Source organism: Actinosynnema sp. NPDC037264 (genome assembly GCF_055603705.1).
Genome location: NZ_JBVJVK010000019.1, coordinates 37,040 through 58,686 on the forward strand (window position 1 = coordinate 37,040; position 21,647 = coordinate 58,686).

General features: G+C 72.1%; 21 protein-coding genes. 10 read left to right on the forward strand and 11 right to left on the reverse strand.

Going from position 1 to position 21,647, the window contains the following annotated elements:
- The first annotated feature begins 157 nt into the window (after window positions 1-157).
- From ACZ7GX_RS21760 to ACZ7GX_RS21785, 6 genes are all read left to right on the forward strand, one after another.
- The gene (locus tag ACZ7GX_RS21760; protein ID WP_498778980.1) at window positions 158-1,180 is read left to right on the forward strand and encodes a Gfo/Idh/MocA family protein; all 1,023 of its coding nucleotides are present in this window, start codon (window positions 158-160) and stop codon (window positions 1,178-1,180) included.
- Complete coding sequence (locus ACZ7GX_RS21765) at window positions 1,170-1,988, forward strand: sugar phosphate isomerase/epimerase family protein (RefSeq protein WP_498778981.1); 819 nt, start codon at window positions 1,170-1,172, stop codon at window positions 1,986-1,988. Before ACZ7GX_RS21760 ends, ACZ7GX_RS21765 begins: the two co-directional genes overlap by 11 nt.
- Before the next feature lie 31 nt (window positions 1,989-2,019).
- Window positions 2,020-3,258: a M20/M25/M40 family metallo-hydrolase gene (locus ACZ7GX_RS21770; protein WP_498778982.1), complete on the forward strand. Its 1,239-nt coding sequence runs from the start codon at window positions 2,020-2,022 to the stop codon at window positions 3,256-3,258.
- A 99-nt stretch (window positions 3,259-3,357) separates the two neighbouring features.
- Window positions 3,358-4,410: an Ldh family oxidoreductase gene (locus ACZ7GX_RS21775; RefSeq protein ID WP_498778984.1), complete on the forward strand. Its 1,053-nt coding sequence runs from the start codon at window positions 3,358-3,360 to the stop codon at window positions 4,408-4,410.
- An 80-nt stretch (window positions 4,411-4,490) separates the two neighbouring features.
- Window positions 4,491-5,378: a Gfo/Idh/MocA family protein gene (locus ACZ7GX_RS21780; protein WP_498778986.1), complete on the forward strand. Its 888-nt coding sequence runs from the start codon at window positions 4,491-4,493 to the stop codon at window positions 5,376-5,378.
- A complete protein-coding gene (locus ACZ7GX_RS21785) occupies window positions 5,378-5,797 on the forward strand; it encodes a DUF6917 domain-containing protein (protein WP_498778988.1) in 420 nt (139 codons plus the stop codon). Before ACZ7GX_RS21780 ends, ACZ7GX_RS21785 begins: the two co-directional genes overlap by 1 nt.
- Window positions 5,798-5,852: 55 nt before the next feature.
- Here ACZ7GX_RS21785 and ACZ7GX_RS21790 read toward each other — a convergent pair whose 3' ends face one another.
- From ACZ7GX_RS21790 to ACZ7GX_RS21800, 3 genes are all read right to left on the reverse strand, one after another.
- Window positions 5,853-6,395, reverse strand: a complete 543-nt coding sequence (locus tag ACZ7GX_RS21790) for an EF-hand domain-containing protein (RefSeq protein ID WP_498778989.1) — start codon at window positions 6,393-6,395, stop codon at window positions 5,853-5,855.
- 78 nt (window positions 6,396-6,473) lie between these two features.
- Complete coding sequence (locus tag ACZ7GX_RS21795; RefSeq protein ID WP_498778990.1) at window positions 6,474-7,721, reverse strand: nucleotide sugar dehydrogenase; 1,248 nt, start codon at window positions 7,719-7,721, stop codon at window positions 6,474-6,476.
- 42 nt (window positions 7,722-7,763) lie between these two features.
- Entirely contained in the window at window positions 7,764-8,069 is a 306-nt protein-coding gene (locus ACZ7GX_RS21800) for a hypothetical protein (RefSeq protein ID WP_498778992.1), read from the reverse strand.
- A 638-nt stretch (window positions 8,070-8,707) separates the two neighbouring features.
- Between ACZ7GX_RS21800 and ACZ7GX_RS21805 the strand changes: the two genes are divergently transcribed.
- Window positions 8,708-10,123 carry a pyridoxal phosphate-dependent decarboxylase family protein gene (locus ACZ7GX_RS21805; protein WP_498778994.1) on the forward strand — a complete coding sequence of 472 codons (1,416 nt, stop codon included), beginning with the start codon at window positions 8,708-8,710 and terminating at the stop codon, window positions 10,121-10,123.
- A 723-nt stretch (window positions 10,124-10,846) separates the two neighbouring features.
- Here the strand turns inward: ACZ7GX_RS21805 and ACZ7GX_RS21810 are convergent.
- The 4 genes from ACZ7GX_RS21810 to ACZ7GX_RS21825 form a co-directional block, all read right to left on the reverse strand.
- Window positions 10,847-11,722, reverse strand: a complete 876-nt coding sequence (locus ACZ7GX_RS21810; RefSeq protein ID WP_498778995.1) for an LLM class flavin-dependent oxidoreductase — start codon at window positions 11,720-11,722, stop codon at window positions 10,847-10,849.
- 156 nt (window positions 11,723-11,878) lie between these two features.
- Complete coding sequence (locus ACZ7GX_RS21815; RefSeq protein WP_498778996.1) at window positions 11,879-13,054, reverse strand: endonuclease; 1,176 nt, start codon at window positions 13,052-13,054, stop codon at window positions 11,879-11,881.
- A gap of 146 nt (window positions 13,055-13,200) precedes the next feature.
- A complete protein-coding gene (locus tag ACZ7GX_RS21820) occupies window positions 13,201-13,653 on the reverse strand; it encodes a hemerythrin domain-containing protein (RefSeq protein ID WP_498778998.1) in 453 nt (150 codons plus the stop codon).
- Between the two features lie 168 nt (window positions 13,654-13,821).
- Window positions 13,822-14,583, reverse strand: coding sequence for an alpha/beta fold hydrolase (locus ACZ7GX_RS21825; RefSeq protein WP_498778999.1), 762 nt, complete (start codon window positions 14,581-14,583; stop codon window positions 13,822-13,824).
- A 98-nt stretch (window positions 14,584-14,681) separates the two neighbouring features.
- Between ACZ7GX_RS21825 and ACZ7GX_RS21830 the strand changes: the two genes are divergently transcribed.
- Both ACZ7GX_RS21830 and ACZ7GX_RS21835 read left to right on the forward strand, forming a co-directional pair.
- Window positions 14,682-15,329, forward strand: coding sequence for a HemK2/MTQ2 family protein methyltransferase (locus ACZ7GX_RS21830; RefSeq protein WP_498779000.1), 648 nt, complete (start codon window positions 14,682-14,684; stop codon window positions 15,327-15,329).
- The gene (locus tag ACZ7GX_RS21835) at window positions 15,313-15,504 is read left to right on the forward strand and encodes a CDGSH iron-sulfur domain-containing protein (RefSeq protein ID WP_498779001.1); all 192 of its coding nucleotides are present in this window, start codon (window positions 15,313-15,315) and stop codon (window positions 15,502-15,504) included. Before ACZ7GX_RS21830 ends, ACZ7GX_RS21835 begins: the two co-directional genes overlap by 17 nt.
- Window positions 15,505-15,514: 10 nt before the next feature.
- Here ACZ7GX_RS21835 and ACZ7GX_RS21840 read toward each other — a convergent pair whose 3' ends face one another.
- From ACZ7GX_RS21840 to ACZ7GX_RS21850, 3 genes are read right to left on the reverse strand one after another with little or no spacing between them, the layout of a single operon-like run.
- Window positions 15,515-16,513 carry an iron-containing redox enzyme family protein gene (locus ACZ7GX_RS21840; RefSeq protein WP_498779002.1) on the reverse strand — a complete coding sequence of 333 codons (999 nt, stop codon included), beginning with the start codon at window positions 16,511-16,513 and terminating at the stop codon, window positions 15,515-15,517.
- Window positions 16,510-17,583: a carboxylate-amine ligase gene (locus tag ACZ7GX_RS21845; protein ID WP_498779004.1), complete on the reverse strand. Its 1,074-nt coding sequence runs from the start codon at window positions 17,581-17,583 to the stop codon at window positions 16,510-16,512. The genes ACZ7GX_RS21840 and ACZ7GX_RS21845 overlap by 4 nt, the downstream gene beginning before the upstream one ends.
- Window positions 17,583-19,091: an FAD-dependent oxidoreductase gene (locus ACZ7GX_RS21850; protein WP_498779006.1), complete on the reverse strand. Its 1,509-nt coding sequence runs from the start codon at window positions 19,089-19,091 to the stop codon at window positions 17,583-17,585. The genes ACZ7GX_RS21845 and ACZ7GX_RS21850 overlap by 1 nt, the downstream gene beginning before the upstream one ends.
- 61 nt (window positions 19,092-19,152) lie before the next feature.
- Here ACZ7GX_RS21850 and ACZ7GX_RS21855 point away from each other — a divergent pair, with 61 nt between their 5' ends.
- The gene (locus ACZ7GX_RS21855; RefSeq protein ID WP_498779007.1) at window positions 19,153-19,590 is read left to right on the forward strand and encodes a DUF6098 family protein; all 438 of its coding nucleotides are present in this window, start codon (window positions 19,153-19,155) and stop codon (window positions 19,588-19,590) included.
- On the opposite strand, the gene ACZ7GX_RS21860 is transcribed toward ACZ7GX_RS21855, so the two are convergent.
- Window positions 19,587-21,593 carry a neutral/alkaline ceramidase gene (locus ACZ7GX_RS21860; RefSeq protein ID WP_498779009.1) on the reverse strand — a complete coding sequence of 669 codons (2,007 nt, stop codon included), beginning with the start codon at window positions 21,591-21,593 and terminating at the stop codon, window positions 19,587-19,589. The two genes, ACZ7GX_RS21855 and ACZ7GX_RS21860, sit on opposite strands and share 4 nt — an antisense overlap.
- Window positions 21,594-21,647 lie beyond the last annotated feature (54 nt).

The following is a 21,647-nucleotide window of genomic DNA, read 5'->3' on the forward strand; positions in this document are numbered from 1 at the left end:
CAGTTCACTCTTCCTGGTCAACTCGCCCTCGTGGAGTTGACATACCTTCGCGATTGGGACAACGTCGGGGCCATCAATTGCGAGCTGACATCGCTCATTCCCGATGCCTTCGAGACCGGACGAGACAAGACGGGGCTCAATAGTGCGCACACTCGTCGTGGGACTGGGCCGAGCCGGTGCGGAACTGCACCTGCCGGTGCTGGCCAGGGCGCGGACCTCGGTCCGACAGCTGTTCGACGACCGACCCATCGTGGCGTGCGACCCGCGGCGGCTGCCCGCGGAACGACCCGGCCTGGCGATGGTGGGCAGCCTGGCCGAGGCCGCCACCCTGCTGGACCCGGGCGACACGGTGGCGCACGTGTGCACACCGCCGTCCGTGCGCGCCGAGGTGATGACCGAGCTCGCCGAACGCGGGTTCCGCAACCTCGTCGCGGAGAAGCCGCTCGCCGCCGACACCGACGACCTGGCCAGGGTGATCCGGCTGCGCCGCAAGTACGGCCTGCGGATCGCCGTGGTCGAGCCGTGGCTGACCAGCTCGCTGACCTCGCGGCTGATGGAGCTGGTGCGCGGCGGCACGCTCGGCGAGCCGAAGTCGATCTCGATCGTGCAGAACAAGCCGCGCTTCCGCCGGTCGCTGACCAGGCCGAGCCACCTGACCGCGTTCGACGTGGAGCTGCCGCACGGCGTGGCCCTGGCGCTGCGGCTGGCGGGCAGCGCGCGGGTCACGCACGCGGCCGGCTACGACCTGACCGTGGGCGACGTGGTGGTGCCGCGGATGGGCGGCGCCCGGATAGGGCTGCGGCACAACAGCGGCGTGCGCACGGAGATCAGCTCGGACCTCACCTCGCCGGTGCGGGAGCGCCGCATCACGGTGGAGTTCGAGAAGGGCAGCGCGGTCGGCCACTACGCGGTGAGCGACGACGACGACCACGCGCAGCTCACCGTCACGCTCAACGGGCGGCGCGAGCACGAGGTGCTGCGCGACGACTCGCTCACCGAGTGGGTGCTGCGCGCCTACCGGCTGTTCCACGCGGCGGGCGACCAGCACGCGCGGGGGTTCTCGTTCGCCACGGACGTGGTGCAGCTGCTGTCGGTGGCCAAGAACATCTGCGCCGAGCCGGTGATCCCCGCCGCGCGCGGCGAGGTCTCACCCGGCCCGGTGGCCGCGCATGTCCGCTGAGCCGGTGCTGGCGGGCATCGCGGACGAGGCCGCGCCGGACCTGGCGGGCCAGTTGGCGGTGCTCGCCGAGCTGGGCTGGACGCACCTGGAGCTGCGCACCGTGGACGGGCGGGCGGTGGCGGACCTGGACGACGACGAGTTCGCGGTGGTGGCGAAGGAGCTGGCGGCGCGGGGTGTGGGGGTGGTGTGCCTGGCCTCGCGGATCGGCGGGTGGGCGCGGCCGATCAGCACGCCGTTCGAGGACGACCTGGCCGAGCTGGACGTGCTGCTGCGCCGCTGCGCCGCGCTGGGCACCCGGTACGTGCGGATCATGTCCTACCCGAACGCGGGCCTGTCCGAGCGGCGGTGGCGCGACCGGGTGATCACGCGGGTGTCGATGCTCGCCGAGCTCGCCGGGGCGGCGGGGGTCGTGCTGCTGCACGAGAACTGCTCCGGCTGGGCGGGCGCGAGCGCGGCGCGGGCGCTGGACCTGCTCGACGCGGTGGACAACCCCGCGTTGAGGCTGCTGTTCGACACCGGCAACGGCGTCGCGCACGGCTACGACGGGTACGCGATGTTGTGCGAGGTGGTCGCGCACGTCGAGCACGTGCACGTGAAGGACGCGTCGGGTGACCGGTTCGTGCTACCCGGTTCGGGTGACGCTCGGGTGGCCGACTGCGTGGAGTTGTTGCGCGCCAGTGGTTATCGGGGCGCGTGGTCGTTGGAGCCGCACGTGTCGCTGCGCCCGCACGAGTCGGGCGCGCTCGCACCGGACGCGGCGCCCGCGTTCGTGGCGGCCGGTCGGGCGATGGCCGGGCTGGTGCGGTGATCGGACCCTGGGCGGCGAGGGGAGCCGTGCGGTGATCGGCGAGGACCGCGACCTGTTGCTGCGGCTGCTGGCGATGCCGACCACGGGTCCGCTGGAGACCACCGACGAGGTGTGCCTGTGGGACGCGGTGCACGCGTACTCGGAGGCGGCCGAGTGCTTCGGGATGCGCACCGTGCACCTGGGTCCGGCGCGGGAGGCCGACGTGCTGCGGCACGACGTGCCCTCCGTGGTGCGGGAGGCGATCGCCGAGGACCCGGACTTCCTGGCGCGGCAGCCGAACCTGGTGCTGCGGGTCGGCCAGGCCGAGCCGGTGGTGATGTTCAACGTGCACCTGGACACGGTCGCGCCGTTCGAGCCGGCCGGGTTCGACGGCGTCCGGTTCCACGGCCGCGGCGCGATCGACGCCAAGGGGCCCGCGGTGGCGCTGCTGGCCGGTGTCCGTGCCGCGATGACCGATCCGGCGGTCGGGCGGGACGTGAGCGTGCTGATCCAGGCGGTGTCCGGCGAGGAGGGCGGCGCGATGGGCGTGTTCGGCACCCGTCCGCTGGTCGAGGCCGGGTACCACGGCAGCCTGAACGTGTTCTGCGAGCCGACCGGCCTGCGCTACCTGCCCCGCTCGACGGCCGCGATGACGGCGTGCGTGCAGGTGCGCGGCGAGGACGCGATCGACGACCAGCCGCAGGCGGGGCACAACGCGTCCGTGCTGCTCGGGTTCCTCGCCCAGCACCTGGCGGGCGCGCTGGCCGGGCGGGTGCCGGACGGCCAGGTGTGCGTGGCCGGGCTGCACACGGGCCGGATGCACAACCGCGTGTACGGCGGCGGCGAGCTGCTGCTGAACCTCTCCTACGGCAGCACGGCGTCCGCGCGGGTGCTGGCCGTGGCGCTGGACGCCGCGCTGCGGGAAGGGCTGGCCGAGTTCACCGCCCGCTTCCGCGGCGTGCCGCCGTTCCACCGCACGGCCGTCGACGCGGCCCTGATCACCCGGCTGGTGTGGCGCAAGCGCGGGCTGCCCGCGCTGCCGCCGCAGGACCTGCCGCTGCTGGACGGCATCGTGCCGCGCTGGCCCGCGCACGAGCCCGCGTTCACCTGCGACGCGATCTGGCTGGCCGACGTGCCGGGCGCGCACACCGCCGTCCTCGGCCCCGGAACGCTGGAGGGCAACCAGGCCCACGCGCGCGGCGAGCACGCCGACGTCGCCGACCTCGACCGGTTCGCCGACGTGGTGCGGGACATCGTCGTGAGGTTCGCGCGGAACGCAGGAGCGGCCTAGTGCCCGTTCGCCGGCCGTCGTCCGGTGGCGCGGTCACCGCTCCGCAGTGAGGGCCACGCGAACCCCGTCAACTCCGAACAAGGAACAGGAAGCTGGAACATGACCGTCCTGGTGCCGTATCCGACCCTGCTCGACACCGTCACGGGTGTCTTCCGGGCGCGGGGTGTGCCGCCGGACCGGGCGGCGGTCGCGGCGGAGGCGCTGTGCCACGGCGACCTGACCGGGTCGAGCACGCACGGGCTGGTGAACCTGACCCGGCTGTACCTGCCGCTGTTCGACTCCGGGCGGACGGAACCGGCGGCCGACATGGCGGTGATCGCCGACCTCGGCGCGTCCGTGCTGGCCGACGCGCGTCGGGCGCTCGGGTTGTGGTCGGCGTCCCAGGCGGTGGAGCTGGCCTCGGCGCGGGCGGCGCGGTACGGGATCGGGATGGTGACGTTGCGCGGTGCGACGCACATCGGCTGCGCCGGGTACCACGCGGCACGTGCGGCGGCGCACGGCATGGTGGGGCTGATCGCGTCGAACTGCGGTGGGCAGCGCATCGCACCCGCGCCGGACGGCCGGGAGCCGTTGCTGGGCACGAACCCGCTGGCGCTGGCCTGCCCGGCGGGCGACCGGCCGCCGTTCGTGCTGGACATGAGCACGACCGTGGTGCCGACGGGCCGGGTGCGGGCGGCGGCGCGGGCCGGTGAGCCGATCCCGCCGGGGTGGCTGGCGGCGGACGACGGCACGCCGGTGACCGACCCGGCGGCGTTCGACCGGGGTGACGGGCGCCTGCTGTGGCTGGGCGGGACGCCGGAGACGGGCGCGTACAAGGGTTTCGGGCTGGGTCTGCTGGTGGAGGTGCTGGCGGCGCTGGTGCCGGGTGCGGCCATGGGGCCGTTGTCGTCGGTGTCGCGGGATGACGACATCGGCGTGATGGCGCTGGTGTTCGCGCCGTCGGCGCTGCGGCCGGGGTTCTGGGAGGACGCGGCGGCGTTGTTCGGCGCGGTCGCGGGCGCCAAACCGGTCGATCCGCGCAAGCCGGTCAGCTACCCCGGTTGGCACGAGGGCGAACGCGCCCGGTGGCGACAGGTGCACGGCGTCCCCCTGCCGGACGAGCTGTACGAGGAGCTGCGCTCGATCGCACCTGCCCTGCGGGCCGCCGGATGACCGGGCCACAGGTGCCGGAGTCGAGTGGTTCGCGGGCGGGTGAGCCGGGAACGAGCGGTTCGCCGGAGGGCGAGCGGGCGGTGATTCGGGTCGGTGTGGTCGGGTTGGGGGTGATCTCGCGGTTCTACCTGGCCGCGATCGCGGCCTCGCCGCGCTTCGAGCTGGCCGCCGTGTGCGACCTCGACGAGCGGGCGTTGGCGGGTCACCACGTGCCCGCCTACCGGTCCCACCGGGCGATGCTCGACGCGGGCGGGTTGGACGCGGTGGTGGTGACGGCGCCCAACGACGTGCACGCCGCGGTCGCGTCGGACGCCGTCGAGCGTGGCCTGCCGGTGTGCGTGGAGAAACCGCTGGCCACGACGCTGCGTGACGGGTTGGCGGTGGCCGAGGCGGCACGGGCGCGCGGAGTGGCGTTGTTCACCGCCTTCCACCGCCGGTACAACGCGAACGTGCTGGCGTTGCGCGACAAGCTCACGGGCGCCGCCCCGATCGTGGAGCTCACCGTGCGCTACCTGGAGCGGATCGAGGAGCACGTGGGCGAGGACCGCTGGTACCTGGACCCGGCGCGGTCCGGCGGCGGGTGCGTGGCCGACAACGGGCCCAACGCGCTGGACCTGGCACGGCTGTTCCTCGGCGAGCTGACCCTGGAGTCCGCGCGGGTCACCCGGGTGGACGGCATCGACCGGCAGGCGGTGCTGCACGTGCGGGGCTCCGCGCCGGCGGTGGTGGAGTTGGACTGGTCGCACCCCGGCGAGACCAAGGACGTGACCGCGAGGCTCGCCGACGGGACCGTGCTGCGGGCGGACGTGCTCGAGGGCTTCGAGGAGTTCAAGGGCTCGCTGTGGCACGAGTACGAGGCCGTGCTGCGTGACTTCGCGTCGGCCGTGGCGGCGCGGTCGGCGTGGCGCGACGGCGGGTTGGCCGCGCTGGACCTGGTGGACGAAGTGTACCGACGAGAGGGTGAGTGATGCTGGAGGACGGCGAGAAGCGGGCGGTCGGCAGCCGGGTCGTCAAGGTGCTGGCGCACCGCCGCGACGACCGCGGGATGAGCCTGGAGCCGTTCGCGAGCCGCTGCGTGCGCCGGGGCGAGGTGCACGAGCTGGTGACCACCGACCACGAGGACACGGCGGCGGGCGCGCGGATCGACCGGGTGGCCTTCCTCGGGTTCGTGGAGATCGTCAACGCGGGCGTGATCGACCGCGGCGACGAGGTGTGGTGCGACGGCGAGCTCGTCGGCGAGGTGCTCGGGTTCGACGCCTGCCACCACCCGAACCACTACAACATCCTCATCACCACCCCCGTGCCGCGCACCGGGCCGGAACTCGGCCTGCGCCCCGAGGTGGACGTCCTGTTCAGCCCGGCGGTCGTCGCGGTCCCCGCGTTCTGACCGACGACGACGGCGCCCCGGGAGATCCTCCCGGGGCGCCGTCGTGCTCGTCGGCTCAGTGACCGAGGAGCGGCACGTCCAAGGTGCCGAAGTGGTAGGCGCGCACCGCGGCCACCAGCTCGTCCACGGTCAGCGTCCCGTTGCCGTTGGAGTCGATGGTCCGGAAGGCCTCGACCGCCGACGCGGGGTCCACCCCGATGGCGTCCAGCCACTTGTGGAACTCCGGCGGGCTCACCTCGCCGTCGCCGTCGGTGTCGCACAGGCCCACCATGGCCGCGACCGTCGGCCGGATCACCCGGTTGAACCCGGCGTCACCCTCGGCGAACACCTGCGCCTCGACCACGCTGAGGAACTGCTCCTCGGTCATCGAGCCGTCCGCGCCCACACCGACCTTGGTCGCCAGGAACTCGTACATGGAGATGTAGGCGTCGATCAGCGCCCGTGCCTGCGGTGACGACTTGTCCTCGCCGAACGCCTCGATGATGCGACTGGCCTCGGCCTCGTAATCGGACTTCTCGATGCTGCCGTTGCCGTTGACGTCCCACTTCTCGAAGCGCTTCTTGAGCCGATCGCTCTTGACCGCCGTGGACATGACCATTCGGACACTCCTCAAAGATTCTGCGAAACCTGACGTGCTGCTCCCGGTCCGCGGACCGGCTCCCCGATCACGGGGCCCTCAAAGGCGCATGACCTCCCCTCCCGGCACGCTGCCCGTGACGTCCAGCAGCCGCCGCGAGTTCCTGGCCAGGTGGCCGAGGTCGTAACCGCTGTGCGCGACGAGCAGCACGGTGGCGTCGCTCGCGCGCAGCGCGGAGTCCAGGTCGGCGGCGGACGGCCCGAGCGCGGGCACCTCACCCGCGACCGGGTCGTGGTAGGTCACGTCGACGCCGAGCGCCCTGAGCTCGTCGGCGATCCGGAACGCGGCGGACTCCCTGGTGTCCGGCACGTCCGCCTTGTACGACACGCCCAGCAGGAGTATCCGCGCACCGGCGACGGGCACACCCGCGCGGTTCAGCAGCCGCACCGCCCGTTCGACGACGTAGGACGGCATCGCCGAGTCGACCCGCCGGGCCGCTTCCACCACGCCCAGCCGCGCGCCCTCACGACGGGCCTTGTCCAGCAGGTAGCGGGGGTCGACGGGGATGCAGTGACCGCCGACGCCAGGTCCGGGGGTGAACGGCTGGAAGCCGAACGGCTTGGTGGCCGCGCAGTGCAGCACGTCCCACACGTCCACCCCGAGCTGGTCGCAGAACACCGCGATCTCGTTGACCAGCGCGATGTTCACGTACCGGTAGGTGTTCTCCAGCAGCTTCGCCATCTCGGCCTCGCGGGTGCCGCGGGCCACCACGACGGAGTCGACGAACCGGCTGTAGAAGGTGGCGCAGTGCTTGGTGCACAACGGGGTGTGACCGCTGACGACCTTGGGCGTGTTGCGGACGCCGAACGTGCGGTTGCCGGGGTCGATGCGTTCCGGCGAGTAGCCGAGCGGGAAGTCCTCACCGGCCACGAGGCCGTGCCGCTCCAGGATCGGCCGCACCACCTCGTCGGTGGTGCCGGGGAAGCTCGTGGACTCCAGGATCACGAGGGTGCCGGGGCGCAGGTGGTCGGAGACGGTCTCGGCGGCGGCGCGGACCGCGTCGAGGTCGGGTCGCCCGTCAGGCGCCAGGCCGGTGGGCACGCAGATCACCACGGTGTCGGCGCCCGTGATCACGGCCGGATCGGTGGTGGGGGTGAAGCCGCCGGCGCGCATGGCGCCCAACTCGGTGTGCGACACGTCCAGCACGTGCGAACGGCCCTCGGTGAGCGTGCGCACCACGTCCGGGTCGGTGTCGTAGCCCGCCACCGTCAGACCCGCGGCGGTCGCCGCCGCCGCCAGCGGCAGCCCTACGTAGCCGACTCCGACCACGACCAGATCGAAGGACACCTGCGCCCTCTCCACATCGGTTGGGGTTGACCACCACGGCGGTCAGGCCTTGAAGCTCGCGCCGTGCACGGGCACGTGCGTGCCGTAACCCTTTTCCACCGTGACCAGGGGCGCGAAGCACGTCGGATCGCCGTAGATCGTGACGGCGCCGTCGGTCAGGTTGGCGAGCACGTGCGCTCCTGCCGGCAGCGACTGGCAGCCTTCGGGGTCGTCGTAGGTCTTCAGTGGAGTGACCTCGACGGAGAACACGACCACCCGACCGGTGGCCGCCTGCGCGGCCGGGCTCACCGGGACCAGCACGACGGCCGCGGCGAGCGCGCTGAGCACCACGCCGAACAAGCGCTTCACCCATTGCCTCCTCACTAGACGTAATCGCTGTCCGGAAGCTAACAGTCACCCAGAGCACCGAGCAGTAGTTGAACCGAACACCACTCGGGCAGGTTGGGATCTTCGGCGGTAGTTCATCCGGACGGTCATCGGACGGGCGGAACGAGTGGGTGTCGGTGATCCGACCACCGTCCGAATTCACGAGTTCGAGCGACGCTCACCGGACTTTCCTATGAGTTAAGAGAAATTTCAGACGCAGTCCGTGACGAACCCGCAACAGGGCGGCCACGGCAGGCACACCACCGCACGGACGAGCGCCCGCCCGCGCCCGCCGACGGCAGATCCGGCGGAGCTCGAACGGCAACAGACAGCCGACTACGGACGGTGAGACACTGCCGGGGTGGCGCCTGAGTGCGGTCCACAGTGGACCTACGGCGAGTAACCGGACCAGCCACCCAGGGGACGGCTTCAGGGTGGGGGGTCAGGGATGGCGAACGGGCCGACGGGACCGTGACCTGGCGAGTCCCACGGCTGACGGCTCGACGGAAGCGCTTCGCGACCGGGCGGGACGTCCAGTTTCGGCGAAGTGGACTGGGACGTCGGCGGTGGCCGGTCCTTAGGCTTCGGGCTGCCCCTTTCGTCGACTGGAGGTTTGCGTGGTGGAGGACGTGACGGCCGGGCCCGGATCACCGGAGCCGGCCGACCTGCCGGACGCGGCGGTCACGGCGGACGTGCTCGACGCGACGACCCGTTACGCGGCGTCGATCCTGGCCGCCCTGCCCGACCGACCCGTCGTGCCCGTAGGCGAGGTGACGCCCGCGAGCGATCCGCTGCCGGTGTCGGGGACGGGGTTCGCGGGCGCGCTGGACCTGTTCGCCCGCCGGTGGGCGCCCGGGTTCTCCGCGTCCGCCGGGCCCCGTTACCTGGGGTTCGTCACTGGCGGCAGTACGCCGGCGGGCATCGCGGGTGACTGGTTGGCGGCGGTGTTCGACCAGAACCCGGCCGCGTCGGACGGGTCCTCCGCGTCCGCGTTGGAACGGGAGACCGTGCGGTGGTTGGCGTCGATGTTCGGGCTCGGCGACGTCCACACCGGGGCTTTCGTCACCGGGGCGACGATGTCGAACTTCGTCGGGCTCGCCCTCGGTCGGGAATGGCTGGGTGAGCGGGCCGGGGTGTCGGTGGCCGAGTCGGGCGTCACCGCGCTCGGCCCCGTCAAGGTGTACTCGGGTGCGCCGCACTCCAGCACCTACAAGGCGCTGTCGATGCTCGGACTGGGCCGGGACAGCCTGCGCCTGATCCCCACCCTGCCCGACCGCGAGGCGATCGACGTCGCGCAGCTGGCCGCCGAACTCGACGGCACGCCCGCCATCGTGGTCGCGAACGCCGGAACCGTGAACACCGCCGACTTCGACGACCTCCGCGCACTGGTCGAACTGCGGTCGCGCACACCGTTCTGGCTGCACGTCGACGCCGCGTTCGGCGGCTTCGCGGCCCTCTCCCCCGCCTTCACCCACCTCGTGGACGGCCTCGCCGACGCCGACTCGATCTGCGTCGACCTCCACAAGTGGCTCAACGTGCCCTACGACGCGGCCGTCCAGTTCACCCGCCGCCGCGACCTCCAGGTCGAGGTCTTCCGCAACTCCGCCGCGTACCTCGGCCTGCCGACGGAGGACCCGGACTTCGTCCACCTCACCCCGGAGAACTCCCGCCGCCTGCGCGCCCTGGCGACCTGGTTCACCCTCACCGCCTACGGGCAGGACGGCCACCGCCGGATCGTCGAACGCACCGTCGACCTCGCCCACCGCCTCGGCGACCTGCTCGCGGACACCCCCGGCGTGCGCCTCCTGGCGCCGGTCCGGCTCAACGTCGTGTGCTTCACCCTCGCCGACTCACCGACCCCGGACCGCATCGCCGAAGTCGCCCGCCGCATCGCGTCGGGCGGCGCGACCTTCCTCACCCCCACCGTCTACAAGGGACAGCCCGCCCTCCGTGCGGCCTTCAGCAACTGGCGCACGGAGCCGTCCGACCTGACCACGATCCACACCGCGATCGCCGACGCGTGCACGGACCTCTGAACGGCTTGCCCACGGCCTGGACAACGCAGCCGGCCCTGCGGCAGGCCGACGCGAAGGCACGCACACCTGCTACCGCAGGGTCCTCGACTTCGCTCCGGCTGCCCGGAGGCTTCGGGCACGACCTTTTGGCTCGGCGTTCAGACGCGGCACTCGCCTGGTTGGCCGGGGACTGTCGCCGCCTTCGACAGTGACGCCGGTGGTCGAGCGGGTGCTGCGGTTCGGGGCGGCGGAACCGAGCTGTCGACGGACGACCAAGGCTGCTGATCATCGCCAAGGCCACGGCTCCCACGAACTGGCGGGCTTCCGCACCGAACCAGGCTCCGATCCCACCTGCCAGCACGTCAGGACAACGTCGGCACCAACACATCGGTGAAGCCCGGTTAGGCGGAACCGACCTGTCGACCGACGGCCAGGGCTGCTGATCGTCGCCAACGCGGTCACAGCTCCCGCGAACTGGCGGCTTCCGCGCCGAACGCGACTCCGATCCCGCCGGCTGGCACGTCGGGACAACATGGGCAGCACGTCGGCGGCCACGGTGTCCAGGATCCTGACTGGAGAACGGCCGTCCGCTTCCGGTCACGGCGCCAGCACATCGGCGAAGCCCGGTTAGGCGGAACCGAGCTGCCGACGGACGGCCAGGGCTGCCGAGCATCGCCGACGAGGGTCACAGCTCCCGCGAACTGGCGGCTTCCGCGCCGAGCGAGAGTCCGACCCGCCGGCCCGTCAGGACAAGGTCGGCAGCACCTCGGCGGCCACCGTTTCCACGATCGCCTCGTCGCCGGCGAACGGGCCGTCCGCTCTTGGCCACGGCACCAGCACGTCGGTGAAGCCCAGGTCGTCCGCACGGCCCAGGAAGTCGCGGTAGCACTCGACGCTCGACAGCGAGAACACCGGCGCGGCGTCGGTCTGGAGGAAGCGGCGGACCGACGCCCGGTCCCGCGACTCGGCGGCCAGCGCCTCGTCGAACCGCGCCGACAGCTCGGCCAACGACTTCCACCACGAGTCCAGCGAATCCCGAGCCGAACCCACGGTCACCCACCCCTCGCCGTGCTTCGCGGCCAACGCCAGCGCTCTCGGACCGTTCGCCGCCAGGATGAACGGCGTACGAGGCCGTTGCACGCAGCCGGGAGCGTTCCGGGCACCCACGGCCCTGTAGTACTCGCCCGAGTAGTCGACCCGATCCTTGGTCAGCAAGGCGTCCAACAACTCGACGAACTCCTCGTACCGGCGCGCCGGGCTCGCGGCCTTGGTCGTGCCGCCGAACACCTCGACGTCGTAGCCGCCCACCCCGCCCGCGCCGACGCCCACGGCGAGCCTGCCGTCCGACAGGTCGTCCAACGCCATCACGTCACGCGCGAACGGCAGCGGGTGGCGGAAGTTCGGCGACGCGACCATGAACCCCAGCTCGATCCGCGACGTCGCCACCGCCGCCGCGCTCAACGTGGGCACCGAGCCGAACCACGTGTGGTCGACCAGCGGACCCCAGCCCAAGTGGTCGAACGTCCACGCGTGGGCGAACCCGTACGCCTCCGCCGCCAACCACCGCGGCTTCGCCTCGGCCCAGCGGTACTCCGGCAGGATCGTGATCCCGGCACGCATGACTCCCCCTCTGATCGAACAAGCGATGCGTTCATTCGAACAGAGGAGGCGTGAGTGGTCAACACCGGATCGGGTGATCTACCGGCCGCCGACGCGCGAACGCCCGGCCCCGACCTCCACCGAGGAGTCGGGACCGGGCGTTCACCGGGCGCGGACCTAGCCCCAGATCGACGTCGCCCACTCGGGGTGGTCGATGAACGGGTTGCGGTTGCGCTGGTAGCGGTCGTAGATCACCTGGTTGCGACGCTTCTCGAACGCGTCCGGCGGGTCCTGCGCGTGCCACCGCAGGAGGACCGACAACCTGCCGTGGTACGGCGCGGTGCCGTTGTTGACGTTGTCGTTCATCTCCAGGTTCGGGTAGCCGTCGCCGCCCTCGTACCGCACCGCCATGTAGAACAACATCCGCGCGACGTCGCCCTTCACCGCGTTGCGCGGCTCCCACGAGTCGGCGTCGGTGTAGTTGCCGGGAGCCTCGCCGACCGCCGAGCCGCCCAGGTCGAAGTCCTTGTTGCCCCGCTCGGCGTTCACCGACACGTCCGTCGGCCGCAGGTGGTGGATGTCGGTGCCCGGACCGGTCGCGGTGCCGAAGTCGCCGTGGGACTTGGCCCAGACGTGCTCGCGGTTCCAGTCGTCGGGGTCACCGCCGTTGGTGGTCTTGCTCTGCGAACGCCCGGTGTAGAGCAGGATCACGTTGGCGCTGTTGCCGGGGTCCTGGTCGGTGACCTTCAACGCCTCCCACACCTGGTCGTACGACAGCTTGGTGTTGGTCCGGATGATCCCGTTCAACGCCGTCTTCAACGACGAGCCGGTCTTGCCGAGCGCGTTGCGGTAGTACGTGTCGTCGTAGCCGCCGCCGGGAGCCGTCGTGGACGTGGCGGTCGGCTGGGTGGTGGTGGACGTCGGCGAGGTGCCGCCGTGGGCGAACGCGGTCGGCGACGTGAGGCCCGCGTGCGAGAAGTACGCGGTCAGCGGACCGGTGACGTCGATCCGCGCGCCGAGCAGGCCGGGGTTGGTCCGCAGGCCCCACTGGGCCCGGAACGCCGACGTGATCTGCACGTACAGCATCTGGCTCGTGCTCGTCTGGGTCGGCGAGTCGGCCAGCGCCAACGCGTAGTCGGACGGGAAGTTCGACCGCACCACGGTGTTGGTGGCGGTGGGCTGCCCGACGACGTAGCCGCGCACGGTCGCGGAGGCGCCGTCCTGCCGGCCGACGGCCTGGGCGACGGTGATCGGCGTGGCGCCGGCGGCAGCGGTGGGAATCAGCAGGGCCGCCGCGACGGCGACGACGGAAACGACAACGGCGAGGGGGTTCAGCAGGGGTCGTGGTCGCACGATTGGATGTCTCCTCCCGAGCGCGGCGCAGGGTTGCCGCGCGCAGGCAGGATCGCACGAAAGATCACACGTCCGAGTGAATGATCACGAAACATTCGTCACGGGACGAGTAGCCTTTCAGTCAACACTGAAGCTATTAAGGGCACTTACGCGTCATAGCCGGTGGTGGCGCGCGTGATCAGCTCCGCGTCGGCCTCACCGAGCCGCCCGGTCAACGCCGACAGCACGTCCGCGATCTTGCGCTCTTCGTAGGTGAAGTGCGTTTCCATCAACGCGGCCACGCCGGCCAGCTCGCGCTGCAACACCTCGGGCTCGACGTCGCCGAGCTTCCCCAGCGCGGCCAACGCGTCCGACACGATCCGGTGGTCGCGGCCCAGCTCGTCGAGCACCGGCCGCAGCTCCGGGTGCTCCCGGGCCAGCACGGGGAACACGCCGTCGTCCTCCGCGGTGTGGTGCCGCTCCAGCGCGGCGCAGAACGACAGGCAGTGCGACCACAGGTCGCTGACCTGCGCGCCGTCGGCCAGGCCGTTGCTCAACGCCTCCAGCCGCTCGCGCAGCGCGATGTGCGCCTGCACGAGCTGGTTCCCGAACGCCTCCAAGCGCGACGACGGTTCGATGACGTGCTCACCTTCGGACGGGGACCATGATCGCGGGCACGGGACCACCAGACCGTCTCCGCCGGAGAACCGCGCCGCCGTCACCCCCACCCGCCTTTTCGATCTTCTCACGGTCCCCGGCGCACCCGATCGCCGGGCGGGGGTTCGCGGTCAGCTCGCCGCCGACACCCGCTCCCGGCTCCGCGCCCACTCGGCCAGTCGCGGCGCGAGGAGCCGGTACACCTCGGGGTCGAGGCCCATGCCGGTGTGCGTGCTGTTCACCTCGACGCAGTCCGCGCACGGGTCGGCGCACAGCTCCCAGGGCGCGATGAGGTCGTTGCGGGAGAACACGGCGATGGCGGGCACCTTCAACGGCTGCGCCATGGCCGCGGAGTTGGTGTCGTAGCACGTGCCCGCGAAGCAGTCCTGGTCCAGCAGGCCCGGAACGCCGGCACTCGACAACCGCGCCATCGTCCGCGCCACCCGCATCACGCTGGGGTGCGCGCCGAGTTGGTCCAGCACCGGGCTGGCGAGCATGACGAGCCCGCGCACGAGTTCCGGCCTGCGCACCGACACCAGCCTGGCCAGGCCACCGCCGCGGCTCTGCCCGAGCAGCACCACCCGCCCGCCGGTCGCCTCGGCGTGCTTCTCCAGCCTGCGCTCCAACCGGTCGACCAACTCCGACGTGCAGCCGACGTTCATCCCGATCCGGGCGCCGATCGGCGCGTAACCCCGCTTGCTCAGCCAGGTCCTGGCCAGTCGCAGGCTCCAGTCGCCGAAGCCGAAGCCCGGCACGAGCAGCACGCCGAGCCCGCGTCCCTCGTCGCGGTCGACGGCGCGCCACGCCGGGTGGGCCAGCAGGCGCGGGATGCCGAGCAGCGCCACGAGCACCTGTTCGCGGGCCACCGCACGGGTCACCTTCACCACGCCCATCCGACCTCCCTGCGTCGTCGCCGGGTCACTGGGATTCCCCGTTTCGAGCGGTCCATACCTCCCCGTTTGTCGACGCAGGGGCCGGGAATAACAGTCCTATGTGGTTGTTGAGGCCGCCGGGCGTCTACCGGCCCCAGGAAGACACGTGGTTGATGGCCGAGGCCTTGGCGGAGGCCGGCATACCGAGTGGCGGCCGGGTGCTCGACGTGTGCACCGGCACCGGCGCGCTCGCGGTCGCGTCGAAACTGGCGGGCGCACGTGAGATCACGGTGGTGGACGTGAGCAGACGCGCCTTGCTCGCCGCCTGGGTCAACGCCCGGTTGCGCGGCACGTCGGTGCGCGTGCGGCACGGCGACTTCGGCGACCTGGTCGGGGACGGCGAGTACGACGTGATCACGGCCAACCCGCCGTACGTCCCCAGCGAGGGCTTGCCGGACCGCGGGCCCGCGCGCGCCTGGGACGCCGGTGCGAACGGCCGTTCCGTGCTCGACCGGCTGTGCGCGGTGATGCCGTTGTTGTTGGCGGACAAGGGCATGGGGCTCGTGGTGCACTCCGGGCTGTGCGATCCGGACGTCACCCTGAGGCAGTTGCGCGGCGGTGGCCTGAAGGCGTCGGTGGTGGCCCGCCGCACGGTCGCGTTCGGGCCGGTGATGCGCGGGCGGGCGGAGTGGTTGGCCCGGCGCGGGCTCATCGACCACGGCCAGGAGCACGAGGAACTGGTGGTGATCCGTGCCGACGCCGCGTGACGCCCGGGTGGTGACGGTCGTGCCCGGTGGGCCGATCCTGGTGGAGGGACCGGTCGAACTGCGGCTGGAGGACGGCGAGGTGGTGTGCTCGGACCGGTTCGTCGTCGCGGTGTGCGCGTGCCGCCGCAGCAAGCGTTACCCGCTGTGCGACACGAGCCACCGCAAACGACGTTGACCGATGTGCTTCAGAGGGGCAGGCGCAACGCCGTCTGCCCCTCTTCCCACGCGCCGAGCAGGTGGTCGCCGAGCCGTTGTTCGAGCAGTTCCGTGGCCTGCACGCCGAACACCACCGACGCGGTCAGCTCGGGCTCGCGGGCCAGCAGGTCGCCGATCACGTCCCGCCGCATCACCTGCTCGTGCACCGCGTCCGCCTCGATGTGCTCGGTGAAGAACTCCACGCAGTCCGGGTGCGCGTCCAGCCGTGCCAACGCCTTCGCCATGCGGGTGGCGCTGGGCGCGGTGGTGATCTCGGCGGCGGCGAAGTGCCCCACCAGCGCGCCGCGCAACGACCGGTGCAGCCCGCACAACGACATCAGGTTGACCGTCGCCAGCATCACCGCGGGAGCGTGCTCCAGGTACCGCAGGTAGCCGTTGTCCAGCCCGGCGCCCGCGAGCAGGTCGGCGAACAACCGCGAGTGCATGCGGTCGCCGCGCCCGCCACCGAACTCGTCGAACTCGACGGCCACCAGCGCCGCCTTCGCCGCACCGCGCAGGCGCGGGATCACCCACGCGTGCGGGTCCGCCTCCTTCAGGTGGTAGATCGAGCGCAACGCCAGGTACTCGCGCATGTGCCACCACTCCCCCTCGTCCTTGAGGAAGTGGCTCACGCCCGCGCCGTCGACCGGCTCCACCAGCAGCTCGTCCAGCACACCGCCGATGTCCTCGCCACCGGGCACGTCGGCCCGCAGCGCGTCCAGGAACACCTGTTCCAACTTGGCGCGGAAGCCCAACAGCCCCGGGTCCCACTCCCAGGCGTCCGACACGTCCGCGAAGCCCTGGTAGTGCAGCTCGTAGCACACGTGCAGGGCCAGTTGCAGGTCTTCGCCGTACGGTTCGGCCGACACGTGCGACGGCAGGCCGGCCGCCGGCGGGTCGCCGCGCAGGGCGTCCAGGACGGCGGCGGACAGGGGGCCGCGCGGCGCGGGCAGCACCGCTCGGTCGAGGGCAGGGTCCACAGTGGTCATGACCGTGGACTACCCGCTCCGGTCGGGGTGCACGCGAGCATCTCCACGGCGGCCTCGGGTGATCCCGCCCTCAGCTGCCGTTGCGCGCCCGTTCCCCGGTCGAGCACGTCGCGCACCAGTGCGCGGACGAGGTCGCGGTCGTCGCCCAGCGCGTCGGACACGTGCTCCAGCAACGCCTCCACCAGCTCGACGGCGGGCACCTGACGTGCGGTGACCGGGTCGACCCCCGGGCCGGACAGCCCGTGCCGCGCCGCCGACCACACGGCCGCCGCCAGCACCTGGTCGTCCAGCTCGGGCGCGGCTCCCGCGGTGCGGGCCGTGTCGACGAGTGCCCTGGTCAGGCCCGCTTGGAGCACGGCGTCGTCCACCGTGGCCGCGGTGTCGGCGGCCCGGACCTCGACGGTCGGGTACCGCGGTGACGGCCTGGCCAGCCAGAACGTCTGGCTCGCGTCCACCAGCGCGCCACTGGCCACCAGTCGGGCCACGCTCGCGTCGTGCTCGGCGGCCGTGCGGCAGAACGGCGGCACGCCCGAGCCGGGGAACCGCGCCTGGTCCATCATCCGCCAACTCGCGTAGCCGGTGTCGCGATCCCGGTCGAACGGCGAGTTGCCGCCGAGCGCCAGCAGCGTCGGCAGCCATCGCCGCAGGTGGTTGACCACGTGCACGGCCGTTTCCCGGTCCGGCACGCCGACGTGCACGTGACAGCCGCAGCACTGGTAGCCCTCCACCTGGGCGCGGTAGGTCGACCCGACCCGCTCGAACCTCTCCCCCGCGCTCAACGCCGGCCGTGGGTCGGCCAACGGCGGCGACCCCGACGCGACCAGCCACAACCCCTCGGCGTGAGCCGCGTCGGCCCACTCACGCCGACCGGCCGCCAGCTGCTCGCGCAGCTCGTCCAGGTCGCCGCACACCCCGGTGGCGAACTCCACCTGCACGGCGCTGAGTTCCAGGTGGGCCTTCGCGCCCGGCGGCAGGTCGCGCACGCGTGCCAGCACGTCCGCCGCCCGTGCCGCGGGACGGCGCGTCGACGGGTCCACGAGGAGGAACTCCTCCTCGACGCCCACCGTCATCAGGCGGGATCGCGGCGCGGCAGCGGCTTGGTCGCCGGGCCTTCCAGCACGGCGCCGTCCACGTCGAACCGGGACCCGTGGCACGGGCAGTCCCAGCTGCGTTCGGCGGGGTTGAACCGCACCAGGCAGCCCAGGTGCGTGCAGCGCAGGGACACGCCGTGCACGCCGCCCGCCTCGTCGCGGTACACCCCGGCCTTGCCCGTGCCGTCGCGCACCACCCGCGCCTCGCCGACCGGCACGTCCGCGACCGAGTCGACCTCGGCGGACTTCAGCCGGTCGCCGACCAGGTCGACGGCCACCTTCGCGTTCAGCGCCGCCAGCTTCGGCGTGGCGCCCAGGGTCAGCCGGTGCGGGCTGAACCGCGACGCCAGCGGGTTCTCCCGGCCCACGATCAGGTCGGTCAGCAGTTCCGCGGCCATGGTGCCGTTGCTCAGGCCCCACTTCATGAACCCGGTCGCGCCGTACAAGGTGGACGAGCCCGGGACGTAGGGGCCGATCATCGGCAGGTTGTCGTAGGACGTCGGGTCCTGCGCGGACCAGCGGTGGGTGACCTCGGCGATGTCCCAGTGCTCGGCGGCGAACTTGGTCAGCTCCTCGTACGGCTCGCCCGGCGACGTGCCGGCGGCGTGGCTGCGCCCGGCGACGATCAGCAGGTCGCCGGACCTCGCCAGCGACCACGTGGTGCCGCCCGCGCTGATGCCCAGGCCCGTCGGCGGTGTGCCCGACGCCAACCGGATCGCGACGCAGTAGGAGCGCACCGGCTCCAGCCGCGCGAAGTACAGGCCGCGGTCCAGGATCGGGTAGTGCGTGGCGATCACCACGCGTTCGGCGACGACGGTGCCCTCCTCGGTGTGAACGCGGCACGGCGTGCCGTCCTCGATGCGGAGCACCCGGCTCGCCTCGTAGACCCGCGACCCGTCGCCGTCCACGGCCTTCGCGAGGCCGCGCACGTACTTCACCGGGTGGATCGCCAGCTGGTCGTCCAGCCGCACCGCGCCCGCGACCGGGAACGGCACGCCCATCAGCTCGCCGCGGTCGCGCGACACCGGCAATCCCGCCTTCACGGCGGCCTCGGCCTCCTTCTCGACCGCGTCGAGGCCCTGCTCGTCGAACGCGAACGTGTAGGCGGGCATCCGGCGCAGGTCGCAGTCGATCCCCACCTCGGACACCAGCGCGGCGACCCGGTCGACGGCGGCGGCGTTGCCGGAGGCGTAGTCGGCCGCGGCCTCGGCGTTGTGCTTGCGCTCGATGGTCGAGTACACAGTGGACTGCAGGGCGGTCACCTTGGCGGTGTTGTTGCCGCTGACGCCGCTGCCGACCCGGTCGGCCTCCACCACCACGACCCGCAGGCCCGCGCGCTTGAGCAGCAACGCCGTGGTGATACCCGTGATGCCACCGCCGACCACCGCCACGTCCACCGCCGTCTCGCCGGTGAGCGCCGGGAACCGGCCGTGCGGTATCGCCTCGGACCACAGCGAGTGGCGGGCGGTCGTGGTCGCTTCCGTCATGCTCTAGCTGATACCCGGGCATTCCGTGTTCGAACCTCCGTCCCCGCGGTAACCCCGGCGCATGCGCACCTTCACCGATCTCGCCGACCTGGTCGCCCTGGTCGAGGACCGCGCGCCCGCCCGCGGGCTGTACGTGCGCTGGTCGCGCGGCCCGGAGGCGGACAGCGACCGGCGCAGCCGGGACGGGTTGAGCGGCGTGCGGCTGCCCGGCCTGTCCGCCAACGCGCTGGCGGTCGAACCCTGGTGGGGCGACAGACCCCTGCGGCTCTGGGTGGCCCGGCGCCTGCACGACTACCGCCACCTGCGGGAACGCCGCGGGCCGGGCACCCGACCGTGGATCCTGGAGGGCACCGAGGTCGGTCGCGGCCCGGACAACGAGCCCCTGGTGGAATGCCGCCACCCGATCGGGTGGATCACGGATGACGTGCTCACGGAGTGCGAGCGCCTGGTCGAGGAGCATGCCGCCACGACGTGGGGCCCCCTGGACCGCGAGGGCTAGCTGACGGTGAACGTCCTCGTGGCGCCGCTGAACGGGGTGATCGCGCCGGTCCAGCCGCTCTTCCAGTCGCCGCGGTGGACGATGCGGTAAGTGCCCGAGGGGGTGTCGGCCGGGATCGTCCACGTGACCGTGGCGTTCGAGTTGGCCACGCCGTCACGCTGCCAGCGGTAGCGGGTGGACCAGTCGCCGTCGTCCGCGTGCCTGGTCCAGGTGCCGTCGACGAGGCGCTGCACCTCCAGGAACGTGCCGTTGCGGCGGAGGTTGTTCTTCGGGTGCCCGGTCACGAACACCGCCGTGGCGGTCTGGCCGCGGGCGTAGGCGGTGGCGGGTTGGGTCAGCACCTGGCCGAAGGAGTGCCACGGGGCCTTGTCGTCGAACACCACTCCGGTCTGGAGGTTGAGCTCGGTGAACGGCGGCTTGGTGGGCGTGGGGCCGGGCGCGAGCGGCGTGCCGGCGCGCAGCGACGCGGCGAGCGCGGCGAACTCCTGCTGGTAGGCGGGCAGGGTGTTGCGGCCGAACAGGGTCGAGCCGCCCTCGTACTGCTGGAGGTCGTACTCCTCCGGGGTGGTCACGTACTGGCTGTAGTCGTTGGCGTAGCCCTGCACCAGCACGTTCTCCAGCGGCACGCCCGCCTCGGCGGCCACCGCGCGCCGGATCCGCAGGCCGGCCACGATCGTCACCTCGCCGGGCACGGCGACCAGGTGCAGCGGCCCGATCTTCACGATCTGCAGCGGCAGCACGTTCGGCGTGGCCTGCACCAGGCCGGTCGGCACCAGCGACGCCTTCGGGTACTGGCAGTCCCGCAGCCACTGCGGCACCTCGACGTCCAAGGGCTCGAACAGCGCCTTCCACGGGCTGGTCATGCCCTCGCTGAAGCCGGGGATCGCCGGGCCGTCCTCGACGCTGCCCGCCATGGTGGACGCGCCGACCACGCCGGGGCACGTGGTGCCCGGTCGCCCGTCGGTGGTGTAGCGGCCGTCGACGGTCACCGCGGCCATGTCCACGAACCGCATCCGGTAGTCCACCGCGCCGGTGACCGGCGTCTGCGGGCCCGCGAAGACCTGCTGCGCCTTGCGGTTCTGCCGCTCGCCGATGATCCGGGTGTTCTCCACCTCGTCCTCGGTCGGGCCGGAGCCGGGGCGCAGGTTCAGGTTCGGCGACATGTCGCCCGCGTTGGTGTTGGGGAACGCGGCGACGAACCCGGGCCGGTCCTCCAGGTACCGCACGCCCCGGTCGTCGTGCTCCCACTGGTAGGAGGCGTAGCCCTTGTTGTCCGGGCTGATCAGCGTGTTCTTGTTGGTCATCGACGTGTTGTGGGTGGCGAACCAGCTGATCGCGCCGACGTCCGCGCCGTTCTGGCGGAACTTCAGCACCGTCAAGGCGGGGTCGATCGCCTGCGGGAAGTGGCCCTTGTCGGGGTTGCGCTCGAACGCGACCCGGGAGCGGTTCACGCTGGCGTCGGTCAGCTCGCCGCGCCCCAGGGTCAGCTCACCGGGTTTGAGGTCTTCGTGGGCGCGCACGACCGACTCCGTGATGCCGTCGGTGATCGCGGCCAGCGTCTGCGGCTGCATGCCCAGGATCGACAGGTTGTAGGCGAGGTTGTGCGAGTAGCCGCCGGGCCCGGCGTGCGTGTGGGTGGCGGACAACAGCACGTTCTCGCGGGTGTAGAGCGAGCCGTACCGGGCCTGAAGCTTGGCCAGCACCGCTTCCTGCACCGCCCGGAAGATCATCGCCAGGTCCGCGTTGACGTACGCGACGCGCTTGCCGGTGGCCTGGTCTACCACGACGTACGCGCGTGAGCGCTGCCGCTGGTGGATGCCGGTGGTCTTCTGGTCGAACGCCGAGTAGCCCATCATCCCGTTCTCGGCGGCGGGGCCGGTGACGTCGGAGATGCCCCGGCCGACCAGGTACGGCTGCGGCGCGGCGTCCGCGACCGGCAGCCCCACCACGACCAGCGCGCCGACCAGCGCCGTTGCCGCCAACGACCGTCGCGAGACCCGCATCCGCACTCCCCGACCCGATCCGGTTCGCCATACGCGAAACGTCTTCATCTTTAC